Origin of the sequence: Methylobacterium sp. Leaf89 (assembly GCF_001422215.1) — a bacterium.
Classification (GTDB): Bacteria; Pseudomonadota; Alphaproteobacteria; order Rhizobiales; family Beijerinckiaceae; genus Methylobacterium.
In genome coordinates this window covers 773,363-790,593 of sequence record NZ_LMML01000029.1, presented here as the reverse complement: position 1 = coordinate 790,593, position 17,231 = coordinate 773,363, and the positions used below count along the sequence as shown (strand labels likewise).

The 17,231-nt window shown below is 70.0% G+C and carries 18 protein-coding genes and 1 tRNA gene; 5 read left to right on the top strand and 14 right to left on the bottom strand.

The features are described 5' to 3' along the window. Window positions 1-2 precede the first annotated feature (2 nt). Entirely contained in the window at window positions 3-1,322 is a 1,320-nt protein-coding gene (locus ASF18_RS19045) for an efflux RND transporter periplasmic adaptor subunit (protein ID WP_244472753.1), read from the bottom strand. Between the two features lie 332 nt (window positions 1,323-1,654). Then, on the bottom strand, window positions 1,655-2,086 hold the full coding sequence (locus ASF18_RS19040; RefSeq protein ID WP_156649992.1) for a hypothetical protein: 432 nt from the start codon (window positions 2,084-2,086) through the stop codon (window positions 1,655-1,657). 248 nt (window positions 2,087-2,334) lie between these two features. Here ASF18_RS19040 and ASF18_RS19035 point away from each other — a divergent pair, with 248 nt between their 5' ends. Continuing rightward, window positions 2,335-2,907: a L,D-transpeptidase gene (locus tag ASF18_RS19035; RefSeq protein ID WP_056354064.1), complete on the top strand. Its 573-nt coding sequence runs from the start codon at window positions 2,335-2,337 to the stop codon at window positions 2,905-2,907. A gap of 77 nt (window positions 2,908-2,984) precedes the next feature. Continuing rightward, window positions 2,985-3,785 (top strand): TSUP family transporter, encoded by an 801-nt coding sequence (locus ASF18_RS19030; RefSeq protein ID WP_056211220.1) that lies wholly within the window; start codon window positions 2,985-2,987, stop codon window positions 3,783-3,785. Between the two features lie 81 nt (window positions 3,786-3,866). On the opposite strand, the gene ASF18_RS19025 is transcribed toward ASF18_RS19030, so the two are convergent. From ASF18_RS19025 to ASF18_RS19010, 4 genes are all read right to left on the bottom strand, one after another. Next, window positions 3,867-4,079: a DUF4287 domain-containing protein gene (locus ASF18_RS19025; RefSeq protein WP_056354061.1), complete on the bottom strand. Its 213-nt coding sequence runs from the start codon at window positions 4,077-4,079 to the stop codon at window positions 3,867-3,869. A gap of 182 nt (window positions 4,080-4,261) precedes the next feature. Continuing rightward, window positions 4,262-6,334, bottom strand: a complete 2,073-nt coding sequence (locus tag ASF18_RS19020) for a TonB-dependent receptor (RefSeq protein ID WP_244472752.1) — start codon at window positions 6,332-6,334, stop codon at window positions 4,262-4,264. 1,098 nt (window positions 6,335-7,432) lie between these two features. Next, window positions 7,433-8,479, bottom strand: coding sequence for a MaoC family dehydratase (locus ASF18_RS19015; RefSeq protein WP_056354057.1), 1,047 nt, complete (start codon window positions 8,477-8,479; stop codon window positions 7,433-7,435). Between the two features lie 94 nt (window positions 8,480-8,573). Then, window positions 8,574-8,876 (bottom strand): YggT family protein, encoded by a 303-nt coding sequence (locus ASF18_RS19010; protein ID WP_056211211.1) that lies wholly within the window; start codon window positions 8,874-8,876, stop codon window positions 8,574-8,576. A 121-nt stretch (window positions 8,877-8,997) separates the two neighbouring features. On the opposite strand from ASF18_RS19010, the gene ASF18_RS19005 reads away from it, so the two are divergent. Then, a tRNA-Ala gene (locus ASF18_RS19005) sits at window positions 8,998-9,073 on the top strand. 77 nt (window positions 9,074-9,150) lie between these two features. On the opposite strand, the gene ASF18_RS19000 is transcribed toward ASF18_RS19005, so the two are convergent. Both ASF18_RS19000 and ASF18_RS18995 read right to left on the bottom strand, forming a co-directional pair. Continuing rightward, window positions 9,151-9,504, bottom strand: a complete 354-nt coding sequence (locus ASF18_RS19000; RefSeq protein WP_056354054.1) for a DUF3140 domain-containing protein — start codon at window positions 9,502-9,504, stop codon at window positions 9,151-9,153. Between the two features lie 351 nt (window positions 9,505-9,855). After that, the gene (locus ASF18_RS18995; protein WP_056354051.1) at window positions 9,856-10,269 is read right to left on the bottom strand and encodes a hypothetical protein; all 414 of its coding nucleotides are present in this window, start codon (window positions 10,267-10,269) and stop codon (window positions 9,856-9,858) included. A gap of 210 nt (window positions 10,270-10,479) precedes the next feature. Between ASF18_RS18995 and ASF18_RS18990 the strand changes: the two genes are divergently transcribed. Continuing rightward, window positions 10,480-10,974 (top strand): HD domain-containing protein, encoded by a 495-nt coding sequence (locus ASF18_RS18990; RefSeq protein ID WP_056354048.1) that lies wholly within the window; start codon window positions 10,480-10,482, stop codon window positions 10,972-10,974. Between the two features lie 102 nt (window positions 10,975-11,076). Here ASF18_RS18990 and ASF18_RS18985 read toward each other — a convergent pair whose 3' ends face one another. The 4 genes from ASF18_RS18985 to ASF18_RS18975 form a co-directional block, all read right to left on the bottom strand. Beyond that, window positions 11,077-11,364, bottom strand: coding sequence for a hypothetical protein (locus ASF18_RS18985; protein ID WP_056354045.1), 288 nt, complete (start codon window positions 11,362-11,364; stop codon window positions 11,077-11,079). A 219-nt stretch (window positions 11,365-11,583) separates the two neighbouring features. Next, on the bottom strand, window positions 11,584-11,757 hold the full coding sequence (locus ASF18_RS24340) for a hypothetical protein (protein ID WP_200917644.1): 174 nt from the start codon (window positions 11,755-11,757) through the stop codon (window positions 11,584-11,586). Between the two features lie 145 nt (window positions 11,758-11,902). Then, a complete protein-coding gene (locus tag ASF18_RS18980; protein WP_056354041.1) occupies window positions 11,903-12,562 on the bottom strand; it encodes a 3-oxoacid CoA-transferase subunit B in 660 nt (219 codons plus the stop codon). Between the two features lie 23 nt (window positions 12,563-12,585). Then, a complete protein-coding gene (locus ASF18_RS18975) occupies window positions 12,586-13,314 on the bottom strand; it encodes a CoA transferase subunit A (protein ID WP_056354038.1) in 729 nt (242 codons plus the stop codon). Between the two features lie 369 nt (window positions 13,315-13,683). Here ASF18_RS18975 and ASF18_RS18970 point away from each other — a divergent pair, with 369 nt between their 5' ends. Continuing rightward, window positions 13,684-15,549: an AsmA family protein gene (locus tag ASF18_RS18970; RefSeq protein ID WP_056354035.1), complete on the top strand. Its 1,866-nt coding sequence runs from the start codon at window positions 13,684-13,686 to the stop codon at window positions 15,547-15,549. A gap of 22 nt (window positions 15,550-15,571) precedes the next feature. Here ASF18_RS18970 and ASF18_RS18965 read toward each other — a convergent pair whose 3' ends face one another. Together ASF18_RS18965 and ASF18_RS18960 are read right to left on the bottom strand one after the other, a co-directional pair. Further along, window positions 15,572-16,345, bottom strand: coding sequence for an ABC transporter permease subunit (locus ASF18_RS18965; RefSeq protein ID WP_056354032.1), 774 nt, complete (start codon window positions 16,343-16,345; stop codon window positions 15,572-15,574). Beyond that, entirely contained in the window at window positions 16,342-17,229 is an 888-nt protein-coding gene (locus ASF18_RS18960) for an ABC transporter permease subunit (RefSeq protein WP_056211188.1), read from the bottom strand. The genes ASF18_RS18965 and ASF18_RS18960 overlap by 4 nt, the downstream gene beginning before the upstream one ends. Window positions 17,230-17,231 lie beyond the last annotated feature (2 nt).

Here is a 17,231-nt window from a genome sequence, read left to right as displayed (position 1 = left end):
GTTCAGCGCACCTGCGACACGGGCTTGGGTGAGGCAGAACTCGGTGAATCGGAATTGGGCGACGCCGAGGTCGATGACGCAGGCTTGGGCGTGCCGGGCGCCTCGGCGGCCTCGCGCTCCGGTACCTCCGTATCACGGGGCTTCGGCTCGGCGTCGGCGGTTGCGATCTTCAGCTCGACGGTCTTCACCTGCTGGCCGACGGTGATCTTCTGCACGCCTTCGACGACCACCCGGTCGCCGGCCTTCAGGCCGGAGCGGATGACCCACTGGTTGTCGACCACCGGGCCGACTTCCACGGGCTGAAGCATGACCTTGCTGTCGTCGCGCACCACCCAGACCTCGGCTTTGCCGTCGTTGGTCCGCTGGATCGCCTGCTGCGGCACCGCGAGCGCATCGGTGTCGATGCCCTGCTTGATGCGGGCGCGCACGTACATCCCCGGGAAGAGCTCGTCATGCGGGTTCGGGAACAGCACGCGCAGGGTGACCTGCCCGGTGCTCGGGTCCGCCGTGACGTCGGAGAACAGCAGCTTGCCGGCCGAGCCGTAGAGCGTCCCGTCATCCATGATGATGTGAACGTTGGCCGTGTCCGCCGAGAGGCGCGAGAGCTCGCCGCTGGCGAGATCGCGGCGCAGCTTGTTCAGCTCGCCCACCGACTGGGTGATGTCGACGTAGATCGGGTCGAGCTGCTGGATGGTGGCGAGGTTGGCGGTGCCGCCCTGCTCCACCAGCGTGCCCTCGGTGAGGAGCGCGCGGCCGATGCGGCCGGAGATGGGCGCGCGGACGTCGGTCCAGTTGAGATTGAGCTTGGCCCGGTCGCGGGCCGCCTTGGCGCCGGCAACCTCGGCCTCGGCCTGCTTCAGGGCGGCGTAGGCACTGTCGTACTGGGCCTGGCTCGCCGTCTGGCGCGACAGCAGCTGCTCCAGGCGGTCGGCCTGCTGGCTCGCGAGGACCTGCGCCGCCTCGGTGCGGGCGAGGGCGGCCTCGGCGCTCTGCAGTTCGACCGCGAAGGGGGCCGGGTCGATCTTATAGAGGAGGTCGCCCTCCTTCACGAGGCTGCCCTGCTCGAACGTGCGCTTCACGACGAGGCCGGACACCCGCGAGCGGACCTCGGCGATGCGCAGGGGCGCCACGCGGCCGGGGAGATCCCGGACGTACGGAATCGGCTGCTCGCGGACGGTCACGATGTTGACCTCGGGGATCGGGCCCGGAACCGGCGCCGCGGCCTGCTGCTTCTGATTGCAGGCCGAGAGAGCGACCAGGACGACGCCCGCGGCGAGCGCGGTCGGCCGGGCCCCGAACAGGCGGTGGTTGAAAGACGTCACGATCGCGTCGCTCCTGCGAGATTCTGGCGGATGGCCCGCGTGGCGCAGGCCGGCATCGCCGCATTCAGGGTCCAGGGCCCCGTCGCCGCGAGCGGTCCGGGCCATGGCAAGCGCTGGGCCATGTGGCATGGCCGGGCGCGGTGGGGGCGGTGACAGGGGCCGAGGCATCGCCCGCGCCGCGGCGGCGCGGGTCGCATCGCTTAGACCCGGCCCGAATCGTCCGGTGACGATCCCGGAGATGGCCCACAATCTGGGCGTTCCGACGACACGGGTTGTATTCAACGCGAAAAAGTGACGTCGAATTCCGTGAGCGCTGGACGACTCCGGACCGTTCAGGCCGGGAGGGCGAGCCTGGGGGGGCGCTCGAGGGGAGCGACCGCGCGCGTCGCAAGGACCCGTAGGCTGCGCGGCATCGCGAGGCGATCCACCCTCTGCTTCGTCACGCGCGGGATCCGCAGGGTTGCGACGCTGCCGAAGCTGTCGTCGAGGTCGGCCATCGCAGCCGAGACGCGCAGGATCGTGTCCCGGTTCTCGGGCAGCGAGGCCTGAGACATCACGGTCTGGCGGGCGAAGCCGTGCGGTACGTCCCCCGCCATCCGCATCAGAGGCAGGACGGCGCAGACGAGGAGCAGGAGCGCGAGGAGACCGGACGCAAGAACGCCGACGGCGCGCACGACCGGGCGCGCCGCCGAGGGCGAAGCCGGTTCATGCACGTGCGAAGCCGCTTCGGCGGCGCGTGCGATCTGGACAGTGTTGGGTCTCACCGCACCGAGTCTGGGGATAAGCGGGCTTGGCCGCAAGTTCCTGCGGCATCGTGTCTGGGGGCCTGATGGCCCTCCGAGGGATCCCGAGTCGGGGCGTTGCCGGGATCACACAGGGGCACCGCGTTCGATCGCGGTGCGGTTGACCCCCCTTCCCCATCGCGCCAAGGCTCTCGCCCCCGACCACAAGCCTCCGGGAAAGCCGGGTCCTCGCGCCCGCCCTTTGCCGGTCCTCGGCTGGAGGAGAGACCATGCAGACGCGCCGCGTTCTCGCCGCATCCGCCCTCGCGGCGGCCCTGACCGTATCGACCGGACCGGCCTTCGCCGGAAACCCGTTCGACAGCGGACCGATCGCCGACTTCATGAACATCTTCAAGGAGCAGGCGATTCCGCGCGAGACCGTCGTCTGGAAGGGCGCCGAGAAGCCCGGCACCATCGTGGTCTCGACCAGCCAGCGGCGGCTCTACTACGTGCTCGGCGGCGGCCAGGCCGTGCGCTACGGCGTCGGCGTCGGCCGCCAGGGCTTCTCGTGGTCCGGCGAGAAGCACGTGACCATGAAGAAGGAGTGGCCGGATTGGCGCCCGCCGTCGCAGATGCTGGCGCGCCGCCCCGACCTGCCGCGTTTCATGGCCGGCGGCCAGGACAATCCGCTCGGCGCCCGGGCGCTCTACCTCGGCTCCTCGCTCTACCGCATCCACGGCTCGAACGAGCCCGAGACCATGGGCGCCGCCGTCTCCTCGGGCTGCATCCGCATGACCAACAAGGACGTGGTCGATCTCTACGATCGCGCCAAGGTCGGCACCAAGGTCGTCGTCCGCAACTGAAGCGTGCGTCCGGCGCTTCCCCTCGATCGCCATCCCGCCTCCAGTCGGCCCTCACTGGACCATGACGTGAGGACGGGATGATCTTCGGGGTGGATATCGGCCTGATCGCGGGTCTGTTCGCGGTCGCGGTGGCGGCCGGCTGCGTCGACGCGATCGCGGGCGGCGGGGGCCTCTTGACCCTGCCGGCCCTGCTGCTCTCCGGCCTCGATCCCGTCTCGGCGATCGCCACGAACAAGCTCCAGGGCAGTGCCGGCGCGGTCTCCTCGACCCTCGCCTTCGCGCGCCGCCGCCTGATCCACTGGCCCGACGCCTGGAAGATCGCGGTGAGCGCCGGCTGCGCCTCGGTGGCGGGCGCGCTCTGCGTCAGCCTGCTGCCGCGCGCGGTGCTGGACGCCGCCGTGCCGATTCTCCTCGTGGCCATCGCGATCTACTTCGCGACCGCCAAGCGCATGAGCAACGAAGACGCCACCGCGCGGATCACCCCGAACTGGTTCGCCCTGACCTGGGCCCCGGCGGTCGGCTTCTACGACGGAGTGTTCGGCCCCGGCGCCGGCGCCTTCTACATGATCGGCTTCGTGACCCTGCTGGGATTGGGCGTGGTGAAGGGCACCGCCCACACCAAGCTCGCCAACGCCGCGAGCAACCTCGGCAGCCTCGCACTCTTCGCGCTCGGCGGCCACGTCGTCTGGGCGATCGGCCTGATGATGGCGGTGGGCGCCTTTCTCGGAGCGCAGATCGGCTCGCGCCTGGCGATCCGCATGGGCGCCCGGCTGATCCGCCCGCTCCTCGTCACCATCGCCTGCCTGATGGCCCTGCGCCTCCTCTCCGACCCGGCCAACCCGCTGCGCCGGGCGGTGGCCGGATGGTTCGGGGGGTGACGGCCACCGCAGGGCGTCTGCGCCACTGAGAGGGCCGCGCGGTCTCCGCCGCCGTCGGCGCGCAGTGTCAGCGGGAGCGCGTCACGATTTCTGCGCTGCCAGGACGTGCGCCACGATCGCGTTGGCGTGTCCATGCCCCATCCCGTGCTCGGCCTTCAGCATCGCCACGAGGTCCATGTGCTTGGCCGGAAGTCTCTCCCGGACGAGTTGCTGCCACGCCGCGATCGGGCGGCCGTACCGCTTCTCGATCGACGGGAAATACCACGCCGGTCCCTTGGTCGGTTCAGCCGGCATGGCAAAGCTTCCTCCGAAGGTGTCGGCGGCCCGATGTTTGCCGTCGGGAGGCGCGGCCCGCAAGGCCTCCGCGCCAGAGCCCGGTCGGAGCGACGAGGTGCGATGAGCGTCCCTGCGCCGTTTCCCGTCGCGACCCCGAGACATCGCGTCCGGTCGGAGCCGCTCCAGGCCGTTCGGTCCCATCAGAACGTATAGGAGGCGGACACGACGAAGGTCCGGGGCGAGGCGACCGTTACGAAGGTGCCCGTCGTCAGCCAGTACCGGTTGTCCGCCACGTTCTCGACGTTGAAGCGGAAGACGAACGGCCTGTCGTCGAGGATCGTCGCGTAGCGGAAGCCAAGGTCGAACCGCGTCCAGTCCGGGAAGCGGACGGTGTTGGCGCCGGTGAGATAGGAGCCGGAGGTGTAGAGGACCCGGCCGTTCAGGGCGAGGCCCGGGACCCAGGGGGTATCCCATTCGAGGCCGGCGGAGACGGTCAGGTCCGGGACGCCCGCGGCGTCGTTCCCGCGCTGGAGCGGGTCGATCGGCTTGGTCAGTTCGGGACGCAGGAAGGTCGCGCTCGCGAATCCGCGCAGGGTCGGTGCGAGCGCCCCGAAGGCCGACAGCTCCAGACCCTGGTTGCGCTGCTCGCCGTTATACGCCAGGGCGTTGGTCGCCGTCTGGACCTGGTCCGGCCGGCTGATCTGGAACAGAGCCGCCGTCGTCGTGATGGTGCCCCAGTCAACCTTGATGCCGACTTCCTGCTGATCCGATTTGTAGGGACTCAGGATCGCGCCCGCGTTGCTGTAGCCGGGTCCCACGATGGTGCCGGCCGTCAGGCCTTCGGCATAGTTCGCGTACAGGGAGACGTTCTTCCAGGGCTTGAACACGATGCCGGCGAGCGGCGACGTGGCGTCCGCGTCGTATTCGCTGGTCCGCGCCTGGGTGACGGTGTCGTAGCTCTTCTGGTTCACCATCTGATAGCGGACGCCGGCGGTCAGCAGGACGGTGTCGTCGAAGGCCGACATCGTGTCGGCGACGGCGACGCTCGTCAGGGTGGTCCCGGCATAGCGCTGCGGGGCGATCCGCTCGCCGGTTACGACCGGCAGCGGCGCCGGCCGATAGATGTTGGACGGGACCGACTCGTCGGCCGAGTTCGCCACGTAGGCGTAGCCGTCCTCCCGCGTGAACCCGGTATAGACGAGGTTCACCGAGTGATTGATGAACCCGGTGTCGAAGCGGGCCTTGAGACCGGCATTGCCGCTGACGGTGCTGCTGTAGGAATCGTAGAAGGCGTTCACGAGCCGGAAGTTGCCGAGAACGTCGGCACCGCTCGGGAAGCCGAACACCCGGTAATCCGGGAAGGTCTGCCGATTGGACCCCGCGCGATATCCGATCCCGCCATAGGCCGTCAGCCAGTCGGTCAGATCGTATTCCAGGAAGGAGGCGACCGTGTTGTCCCGCTGCTGGAGCTGCGTCCCCGGGAACCAGTTGCTGCGCCCGCTGGGCGGGCGCGGGATGAAGGCGATATCCGATTGCAGGCCGATCTGCGGCCGGAAATTCTTGGTTTCGTCGTTCTGGGAGATCACGTCGAGCGCCCAGCGCAGGCGCTCACCCTGATAGTCGAGGGACAGCGCCCCGAGTCCCGTCCGCAGGTTTCCGTCCCGGATCGTCGCCTCACCGTCCCGGGCCAGGCCGTTGAAGCGGACGCCCCATTCCTTGTTCTCGCCGCCGCGGGTGCTGGCATCGACATGAACACCGAAATTGCCGGGGCTGATATATTGCGGCGTCACCTGGACGAAGGGCACATCGAGGGCGCGTTTCGTAACGATGTTGATGCTGCCGCCGACGCTGCCGCCCGGCGGAATGCCGTACATGAACGCGCCGGGTCCCTTCAGAAGCTCGATGCGCTCGATGTACTGCGCCGCCACGCGATTGGACGAGACCAGGCCGTAGAGGCCGTTCAACCCGACATCCTGCGCCTGAACCTCGAAGCCGCGGATCTGGAAGGTGTCGCTGAAGCCGTTGCTGGCCGTCGTCAGGCGGACCGAAGCGTCGTTGACGAGGGTATCGGCCGCGGTGCGCGCCTGCTGGTCCTGGATGACCTGCTGCGTGAAGTTGACGGTGCTGAACGGCGTGTTCAGGGCGTCCCGGGTTCCGAGCACACCGAGGGATCCGCCCCGCGCGAACTGGCCCCCGGCATAGGGCGGCGGCAGATCCTTCAGGAGCCCGACGCCCTGGCCGCCGCGCCCCGTCCCCCCGGAAGGCCCCGCCACCGAAAGCTCGTCGAGCCGCACGGATTCTTGCGCTTTGGCGCTCGACGTCAGACCTGCCGAGCTGAAAACCAGCGCAGTCGTGCTGATCAAAGCATACGTCGAGGTTGCTGACAGCGCTGAGGTGATCTTGCGCACCCGTAGATCCTTGTGCTGGCGCCCGCGCCGCGTATCGAACTCTTGAGGATTACCTTAGAGTGATCCTAAATTGCTCATCGATACGTCGACATGTCTGGCGGTTAGTCGATCACGCGCTGGTGATCAAGCGTCGGCAGGAAACGGTTCGGGGCCCGTGCCTTTGCGGCAACAATTCCTAATTGTTCTAATGCGGAAGTACCGGAAATCGGGGGTGCGGAGGGGGGCTTCGCTCCGGCCCCGGTCGGTCGCTGCGCGCATTTTTGGGCGATGATCCGGCGCATGTGTCCAGAAAAGCAGGTCGACCCAGGTGTCCTGATGATCTGCTTTGAAGACTTCCTGCGCGAGGCCGGCAGACTGTATTCGACGACGATGGGAAATGGAGCCGCAGTCCTGCGCACGAGACGCGTCGGCTTTCACGCAGACAAGGCGACGTTTTGGACGGGGGCGACTGTGTCGGCGGCAGCCTGAGCGACGCGATCCAAGCGCATATCGCGGAGCCGGCCCGCACCGGAAACGCCGGGGGCGCCCGCGGCGACGAGATCCGTCGCGGCATCGCCGATGGCATCGCGCAGTGCGCGCGGCGCCTGGATCCGAAGCCGGGGGGAGCGGGGGGCTCGACCAGACGACGGGCACCGGTTGAGCGTCCGCGGCGGAGCAGTCCAAAGCCGAGAATCTCGTCGTCGCCGCCCGGGGCGTGGACGCCGAGGCCCGGTCCTTCGCGGACGGAGCGTTCGGCGGGGTGGTCCCGACCCTCGGCGGGATGGTCGCGAGCCGTCCCGCGACCGCCGCCGCGGGTCTGCCGGCGAGCAGGGCGCCGAGTCGCCGGGGAGGGGTTCGCCGACGGCGACGGCCCGAGACTGCGTCGCCTTCCACGTCCGGTTCGCGACCCCGCACGGCATCCGCCGCTCGTCGCCACCGGACCAGCCCGCCCGGCCCGTCATGCGCCGGGCCGGGACCGGGGGGTCAGCGCGGCATGAACGCCCAGTAGTCGAGGTCGAGGATCACCGACGGGTCGTAGGCGTCGCCGACCTTGTCGGGATGGTTGCCGCAGGGCTGGTTCTTGGTGGCCACCGTGCGCAGGCGCAGCGCCCCGATGTCGGTGCGGCCGGGAAGCTCGGCGGTCTCCAGGACCTCGCTCCAGGCATAGACCGTGTCGCCGGCGAACAGCGGGGCGACGTGGCGGCCGGCATTGATGCCCGCCAGCGCGAAGGCGTTGCCGAGGCCGTTGAAGCTCAGGGCCCGGGCCAGGGAGATCACGACGCCGCCGTAGATCAGCCGGCGGCCGAAGCGGGTGTCCTTGGCGGCGTAGCCGTCGAAATGCACCTTGGCGGTGTTCTGGTACAGGCGGGTGGCGATCTGATGCTCGGCCTCCTCGACGGTCATGCCGTCGACATGGTCGATCTTCTCGCCGACGACGTAGTCGCCGAATCGGTGGGGCGAGCCGGAGAGCGCGCAATCATAGGCGGCCGGGTTCAGGGGCGGCAGGGCGCCGGCGAGGTCGGCCGGGTCCACCACCTTGGCGAAGGTCGGCACGTGCTCCTGCGCGATCTTGGCCTCGGGGTCGCGTTTCTTCACCAGCACCCAGCGGCAGTAGCTCAGCACGGTCTCGCCGTTGGCGTCCGAGCCGGTGGAGCGCACGTAGACGACGCCGGTCTGGCGGTTCGAGCTCTCCTTCAGGCCGATGACCTCGGAGACTGTCGAGAGGGTCTCGCCCGGATAGACCGGCCGGCGGAAGCCGCCCTCGGCGTAGCCGAGATTGGCCAGCGCGTTGAGGGAGATGTCCGGCACGGTCTTGCCGAAGACCACGTGGAAGGTGAGGAGGTCGTCGAGGGGGCTCTGCGGGTAGCCGATGGCGCGCGCGAAGGCGTCCGAGGACTGCACGGCGAAGCGCGGGCCGTAGAGGGCGGTGTAGAGCGCGACGTCGCCGAGGGTGACCGTGCGCGGCGTGGCGTGACGGAGGGTTTCCCCGAGGCGGTAATCCTCGAAGAATCGGCCGGGATTGGTCTTCATGACGGTCTCGTTCCCAGGGCGACGCGGTGGCGCGTCTGTTTTTTTGATGTCGGGCGGGCCGTCGTTGCGCCCCGCCCCTCGAAAGCCCGACCGGTCAGCGGATGTAGACGGAGGTCTGCGTCGGCACGAATTCGTGCAGCAGGCGGCTGGCGAACAGCAGCAGCAGCACCAGCACGATCGGCGAGAGATCGACGCCGCCGAGGTTGGGCAGGATGTTTCGGATCGGGCGCAGCACCGGCTCGGTGAGGCGGTAGAGCACCTCGCCGATCTGCGACACGATCGGGTTGCGGACATTCACCACATTGAACGCCACGAGCCAGCTCAGGACGGCGCTGGCGATGAGGACGTAGATGTAGAGCTGCACGACGGTGTCGAAGAGCCAGATGAAGGCGTTCATGCGCGGAAACGATGTCCTCGTGGCCCGCGCCCGCGGGACGCATCACGCCCACGCAAAGCTGCAGGATTTCGGGAATTGACAGGTCGGCGTGAGCGAGCCTAAAAGGCCGCCACCCCGGAACGGGGCTGTAGCTCAGATGGGAGAGCGCCGCAATCGCACTGCGGAGGTCAGCGGTTCGATCCCGCTCAGCTCCACCAGGTTTCCCCAACGCGGGACGGCCGGTGGTTTTCCAACCCGCGATCCGACCTGATCCGAAGCCCGCTCCGGGCCGGACTCAGTCGTCCTTCAGCGGATCGTGTCCCCAATTCATCAGCGACAGGCGCCAGGGGGACTCCTTCACCTTGTCGGCCTCCTTCGGGCCGCCCTGCTTCAGGTGACGGTGCACGTAGCCGACGACCTTGGCCATGTGCGCGTAGTCGTCGTCGGTGAGGTCGGTCTTCTTGGTGCGCAGAAGCTCGACGATGCGCCGCCCCTCGCGGTGGCCGGTGGCTTCGCCGCCATCCTTCTTCTGGCCGACCGATTGGCTCTCGTCGGTCTCCAGGAACGCGTCGAGCTTGGCCGCCGTCATGTTCACGGCCTCGCGGAACGCCTTGTAGGTCTCGGCGTGGTCGTCGCCCTTGTCTGCCATGCGGTTCTCTCCCGAAACGATCGGGCGGAAAACCGGGGTGAAACCCGCGCGGTTCCGACCCCGCGACGGCGCGTCCGCTCAGCTTACGCGATCAACCGGGCCGCGGCTACGCGATCAACCAAGCCACGCCCATCACGCCGGCCAGGAATATCCCGTAGGTCACCAGGACGGCGACGATCTCACGGTGCTGGATGACGATGTTTTCTGAGGCGGACAGCATGGCGGTATGGCCGGGAGTGAAACGAGACCCTTCATCTCACGCCCAGCCTGAGAATTCGATGATCAGAACCACGGCGCCGACGAGGAAATTGCCGATGTCTCCCGGCGGCCACAGAAGCGTGCGCGGCCTCCTCAGGCCGGACGGTCGGCCGGCTGGTCGAACAGGAAGTCGTCGACGGCCGGGATGGTGACCGCGAGGCCGGCACCCGCGCCGTAGCTCGCCTTCGAGAGGCGCCACGGCGACTCGGTCCGGGCGCGGATGGCCTCGGACGGGCGCAGGCGCCGGGGCGTGCCGTCGGCCCCGATCTCCTCGATCAGCACGAAGCCGTAGACCTGGAGCCGCGCCGCGATCAGCTTGGTCTCGCGGTCGCCCGCCGCCACGGACAGGCTGCCCGTGGCATAAACCGAATCCATCAGGGCACGCTGCTCGCTGCGCCGGGCCGCGAGGCCGCCGCGGGGCGCCGACGGGGCTGCCGCCGACGGCTGGGGGCGGAGGGCGCGTCGGAAGGGGACCACATTGTCCATCATCGCCGGAACGCTGCCCATACGCCACTGTCCTCACGCTGCACTCGAAGGGCCGGGCGAACGCCCCGGCACATCCCCTGATTTCGACGGTTCCGCTTAATGGGCCGCTAACGTTACCGGTCGGCGGTGTCCCGTTTCCGGGCCGAACCACCGGTGCACGGCCGCGCTTGTGGATCGCTCGGCGGAATGGTCTACCGGGCCGGCAGGTCCGGCCGGAGAGGAGCGCGCGGCATGGCATCCATCTTCGAGGCCCACAGCTTCGCGATGATCGCGCATGCGGGGCAGATCGATAAGGGCGGGCAACCCTACATCCGCCACCTGGAGCGGGTCGCCAATGCGGCGGTCGGCCGGGCGGGGCACGCGAAATCGGTGGACCGCCTCGCCATCGAGCCGATGGAGGTGATGCAGGCCGCGATCCTCCACGACGTCCTCGAGGACACCCCGACCACCCCGATCGCCCTGCGGGCCGAAGGCTTTTCCGACGCTGTCATCGCCATGGTGGTGATGCTGACGAAGTCCGCCGAGCCGGTGCCGTACGACGCACGCATCTCCGCCCTGATCGCCAGGGGCCATCTCGGGGGGCTGCTGATCAAGATGTCCGACACGGAGGACAATCTCAGCCCCGACCGGACGCTGGCGAACGGCGAAGCCCGGCATGCGCGCTACGCGGAGGCGTTCGACCGCCTGAAGGCCGCCGCCGCCGCGCTCGGCTACACGGGTTCGTAGTCGGGCTCGCAAAAAGCCCCGCAGCGGGGCTGCGGGGCTCGGAACGCACTCAGGCCGTTCGACGGACCCCGACGGGGCCTGCTCGCGCGCTTACTTGCGGGCTTACTTGCCGCTGGGGGCCGCGCCGCTGCCGGTCTCGCCGTTGCCGCCGGTGCTGCCGCCGGGCGCGCCGACGGTCGCGGTGCTGGGCCCGCCGGAGGTGCCAGCCGGGGCCATGGTCGAACCCGTGGTGGCGGGCGCGCCCATCCGCTCCATCGACTTCTCGCTGTTGCTCTTCACGCTGCCCGGATTGTTCATGTTGCCCTCGGTGCCCGTCGCGGTCTGCGCGAAGGCGGTCCCCGTCAGGGCCAGGGCGATCGAGCCGGCAAAGGCAAGGGTCTTGATAGACATGCTGCGGTATCTCCCAGTTTTCGTTAGCTGATCGACCAACGCAGGCCCGCGATCAATTGTTCAAATTCTTTATCCAGGCTTGGCCCGCCCGGCACCGATCCTGTGGTCCGGTGTGGCGCGAACGATTCCGACCGTCGTGCCCGGGCGCGGGCACATTCGGCGCAGACCCACTCGACCCCGGCGAAGCGGGAGCCGGCGGCGCCGGCTCCCGTACGGCGCTCAGGTGTCGCTCTCGGCCCGGTCGGTGTTCTGCTCGGCCTCGTCGAAGGTGTAGCCCTCGAGCCAGTCGGCGCTGTTCTGCGAACCGGCCGGATAGGGATTGACGGAGTCCGGCTGGCCAGCCTGCTTGGCCGCCCTGCCCTCGTCCATCACCGTCTTGGATACCACTGCCATGTCGTGCGCTCCCGTTTGGACCTGTGCCTTACGGTAGGGCGCCGCCGGCGCGCGGGGACCCTCGGGCCCGCAAAAACCCGCCGCGGCCGGCGCCGGGCGGGTTTCCGTCGCCCGGGCGGGGCGGCTCCGCCCGGGACCACGCCGCTCAGGCGAGCTTGGTGGTGAAGCGGGCTGTGGTCTTGGCGCGGACCTCGTCCTCGGTGACGCCGTCGGCGAGTTCGACCAGCGTCATGCCCCCGTCGCCCTTCTTGTCGATGGTGAAGACGCCGAGGTCGGTGATGACCATGTCGACCACGTGGGTGCCGGTGAGCGGCAGGTCGCAGGCGTCCAGCAGCTTGGGGCTCTCCGAGCCGTCCTTACCCTTGGCGGTGTGCTCCATCACCACCACCACCTTCTTGACGCCGGCCACGAGGTCCATGGCGCCGCCCATGCCCTTCACCATCTTGCCCGGGATCATCCAGTTGGCGAGGTCGCCGTTCTCGGCCACCTGCATCGCGCCGAGGATCGACAGGTTGATGTGGCCGCCCCGGATCATCCCAAAGGATTCGGCCGAGGAGAAGTAGCTGGTGGTGGGCAGCGCGGTGATCGTCTGCTTGCCGGCATTGATCAGGTCGGCATCCTCCTCGCCCTCGTAGGGGAAGGGGCCCATGCCGAGCATGCCGTTCTCGGATTGCAGCTGCACCGACATCCCGTCCGGGATGTAGTTCGACACGAGGGTCGGGATGCCGATGCCGAGGTTCACGTAGTAGCCGTCCTGCAGCTCTCGTGCGGCGCGCTCGGCCATCTGTTCGCGGGTCCAGGCCATGATCGTGGTCTCCTTGTCGGCTCTCAGACGGCGGCGGGCGGCACGGCGGGCTCGCCGCGCTTGCGGGTGGTGCGCTGCTCGATGCGCTTCTCGCGCTCCGGCACGTGGACGAGGCGCTTCACGAAGATGCCGGGGGTGATGATGGCGTCGGGATCGATCTCGCCGGGCTGCACCAGATGCTCCACCTGGGCCACGGTGATCGTGGCGGCGGTGGCCATCATCGGATTGAAGTTCCGCGCCGTCTTCCGGTAGATCAGGTTGCCCTCGGTGTCGCCCTTCCAGGCGTGGACGATGGCGAGGTCCGCGAACAGGCCGCGCTCCATCACGTAGTCCTCGCCGTCGAATTCGCGCACGTCCTTGCCCTCGGCGATCAGGGTACCGACGCCGGTCTTGGTATAGAAGGCCGGGATGCCGGCGCCGCCGGCGCGGATGCGCTCGGCCAGCGTGCCCTGGGGGTTGAACTCGATGGCGAGCTCGCCGCCGAGGTACTGGCGGGCGAATTCCTTGTTCTCGCCCACATAGGACGAGATCATCTTGGCGACTTGGCGGGTTTCCAGGAGCTTGCCGAGGCCGACGCCGTCGATGCCGGCATTGTTGGAGACCACGGTCAGGTTCTTCACCCCGGACGCGCGGATCGCATCGATCAGGGCGTCGGGAATCCCGCAGAGGCCGAAGCCGCCGCACATGATCATCATGCCGTCCTTCAGCACGCCGGCCAGCGCCGCCGTGGCGTCGGGATAAACCTTCTTCATGGATGCCCTCCTGTGTGGTTCTGTTCTTCGTCGGCGCGACCGTCACGCGAAAGCGGCGTCCTGCCAACCCCTTGTCGCGGTGCGGCCGTTACATTTTGCACTGCGCGGCACCGCCCGGACCGAGTCTGAGCGCGGGTCCGACCGGACGGCGTGGCCCGGGGGCGCTCGGGCCGGCGGGACCGTTCCGGCGCGCTGCGTGGTGGATGGCACCGGGGCGTCGCCCCCGCCCGGGGAGACAAGCCGGGCGCCGAGGACTATCAGGAGAGGGTCGCCGGGTCTTCCGCGCGTCTCGGCTGCCGGGGCCGGACGCGCCCATCCCCTCGTCGATCACGCGGTCCGCCGCGCGTCCCACACACCGGATGGAGGGGAATGCCCCTGCGCCGCCTCCTGTCCCTGATGTGCCTCGCGGCGTTCGTCGTCGCCCTCTCGGCCGCCTGCCTGCCCTGGTCGGTCGCGACGCCGCGCCTGCGGGCCTTCGTGGCACGGGACTTCGCGCGGGTCTACGGGCTCGCCATGACCGCGCGGGGGCCGACCGAGGTCACCCTGCTGCCGCTGCCGCGCCTGGGGTTTCGCGATGTCCGCCTGGCCGCGGGCGGCGTCGACGGTCCCGTCCTGGCGGAGGGCGGCGCCCTCTCCCTCCAGCTGAGCCTGCTGGCCCTGCTGACGGGGCGCCTCGAGGTGAACACCCTGGGGCTCGACGGCGCGACGGTCTACCTGCCCTCGGGGCCGGACGACGCCCGCTGGGCCGAGCCCGTTCGGCTTCTCGGCGCGCGCCTCGCGGTGGACGGCGCCGCGCATCCGCGCCGCATCAGCCTGTCGCGTGCCGTCGCCAAGGGCCTCGATCCCCGGGACGGCTCTCCCCAGACCGCCCGCGACCTCGACCTGACCCTGTCCTGGCCGCTCTGGAGCGCCCAGGCCGAGATCTTCGGCAGCTTCCAGTGGAGCGCCATGCCGACGCGGTTCTCCGTCTCGGGCCTGCGGGTGATCGACCTCCTCGACGGCGGCGCCACGCCCTACGCCCTCACGGCGAGCTGGGCCGCCGGGACCCTCACGGCCGAGGGCAGCGGCGTCGTCCGGGCCGAGGGCCTGACACTGACCGGGCTCGGCCAGTTCGAGACGCGGTCCCTGCCGGAGACCCTCGCCTGGGCCGGTGGCGACGTCGCCCTCTCGCCCTTCGTCACGGCGTTCGGGATGACCGGCAATTTCGAGATGAGCGGGCGTCAGCTCCTGCTGCCCAACGTCCGGGTCTCCTTCGGCGACAATCGCCTGGAGGGGGCCGGTGCCGTCTCCTTCGGACGGGGCCGTCCAGCCGTGCAGGCGACCCTGGCGGCCGAGACGCTGAACCTCGCCCCCCTGCTGGCGGATCTGCTGAGAGCCGTCGGCGCCACCGCCGGCGCCCCCGACTGGCGCCTGCGCGCCATCGCCCTCGCGCCCTATACCGGCGGCGACCTCGACCTGCGAATCTCGGCGGGCGCGGCCCGGTTTGGTCCGATCCTCGCCGAGGACCTGGCCGCCAGCGTCCTGGTCCGGGACGGGAATATCGAGGCGTCCCTGAGCCGCGCCGCCCTGGGGGGCGGAACCCTCAAGGGCCGCCTCGCCCTCGCCACCTCGCCCAAGGACGCGGCCGTGACCGACGCCAAGGTGCAGGGTGCCTTCGACCGGCTCGACCTGGCGGCCGTCCCCGGCGCGCTGCGCCCGGAGAACTGGATCCTCGGCACGGCGCAGGGCCAGTTCCAGGCCGAGGGCTCGGGGGCCGATCTGCACGCGCTCCTGCAACATCTCGACGGTCATGCCGCCCTCTCGGTCGACGCCGGCACCCTGATCGGGCTCGACCTGAACGAGGCGGCCCAGCGCAACCGGATGCCGGCCCGGCGCGTCGGCCGCACGGCGTTCGAGCGTGCGACCCTGAGCCTGCGCTTCCGCGACGGAATCGGCGAGATCACCGAGGGCACGATGGAGGCCAACGTCCTGGCCGCCTCCCTGCGCGGCACCGTCTCGCTGCCGGACCGGCGCTGCGACACCCTCGCGGAGATCTCCGCACGGGGGACGGCGTCGGAGAAGCGGCCGCCGATGCGCGTCCAGATCGCGGGTCCCTTCGGCAACCTCGACGTGCGCAGCCTCGCCCAGGACGCCTTGCCGGACCTGCGCGGCGGCGCGGTGGCGCCGTCAAAGTCCCTGCGGATGCCGGCCGTCGGGCTGGCCCTCCCGGCGGGCGCCCGCGCCTACGCCCCTTAGCGGAAGCCCGGCCCGCGGCGTTTCAGGCTACACCCTTGCGCCCGGTCAGCCACGAGGCGGTGAGCACGAGGGCGGTGACGGCGCCGACGAGAAGCGTCGAGGCCGCGTTAATCTCCGGGTTCACCCCGAGCCGGACCTGGCTGTAGAGCCGCATCGGCAGGGTCGTCGCCCCCGGCCCCGAGACGAAGCTCGCGATGACGAGGTCGTCGAGGGACAGGGTGAAGGCGAGGAGGAAGCCCGCCGCCAGGGAGGGCGCGATCAGCGGCAGGGTGACGGTGGCGAAGACCCGGCCCGGCGCCGCGCCGAGATCGGCCGCCGCCTCCTCCAGCGCGCCGTCGAGACCGCGCAGGCGCGCCCCGACGATCACCGCCACGAAGCCGAGGCCGAGGGTCGCGTGCGCGACGACTAGGGTGAGGAGGCCGCGATCGAGGCCGAGGCCGACGAAGAGCAGCAGCAGCGACAGCCCGGTGATCACCTCGGGCATGACCAGCGGCGCGTAGATCAGCCCGGTGAAGATCCGCCGGCCGGCGAAGCGCCCGCCCCGGTCGAGGGCCAGAGCCGCCAGGGTTCCGAATACCGTGGCGAGGGCGGCCGAGGCCAGCGCCACCGCGAGGGAGACGCCGGCCGCCGCGCGCAAGGGGGCGTCGGCGGCGAGCACGCCGTACCAGCGGGTCGAGAACCCGCCCCAGACCGTGACCAGGGCCGAAGCGTTGAACGAGTAGATCACCAGGATCAGGATCGGCGCGTAGAGGAAGCCGAGCCCGAACGTGAGGGCGATGCGGTCGAGGGCCCTCATCGGCCGGCCTCCCGCGCGGTCGCCCCGTCCTCGCGGAACAGGATCAGCGGGCCGACCACCAGGACGAGGACCAGGATCGCCACCGCGGAGGCGAGCGGCCAGTCGCGGTTGGAGAAGAACTCGCTCCACAGCACCCGCCCGAGCATCAGGGTGTCCGAGCCGCCGAGCAGGTCCGGGATGATGAACTCGCCCACCATCGGAACGAAGCAGAGCAGCGCCCCGGCCACCAGCCCGGGGCGGGCCAGCGGCAGGGTCACGGTCCAGAACACCCGCGCGGGCCCGGCGCCGAGATCGGCCGCGGCCTCGGCCAGGCGTGGGTCGCGCTTGGCCAGCACGGCGTAGAGCGGCAGCACCATGAAGGGCAGGTAGGCGTAGGTCAGCCCGATCAGCACCGCCCCTTGGGTGTTCAGGATCTCCAGGGGCTGCGCGATCAGCCCGAGCCGCATCAGGCCGGCGTTGAGCAGCCCCTCGGGCTTCAAGATCGCGATCCAGGCATAGATGCGGATGAGGAAGCTCGTCCAGAACGGCACGATGAGGAGCGCCACGAGGAGCGGCTGACGGCGCTCCGGGGCGCGGGCCATGGCGTGGGCGATCGGGGTGCCGATCAGGGCGAGAATCGCGGTGGCGACGGCCGCGAGCGTCACGGAGGACAGGGCGGCGTCGCGGTAGAGGGCGTCGCCCGCCAGCGTTTCGAAGTTGGCGAAGTCGAGGGCCTCGAGGAAGCTGCCCCAACCCTCGAACCCCGCGCTCCAGTCGAGCACCGGCAGGTAGGGCGGCTGCGCGGTGGCCGGCGTCGACAGGCTGATCTTCAGGGTCAGGATCACCGGCAGCAGCACGAAGGCGGCGAGCCACAGGGCGGGCAGGACCGGGAGCCAGCGCTTCATGC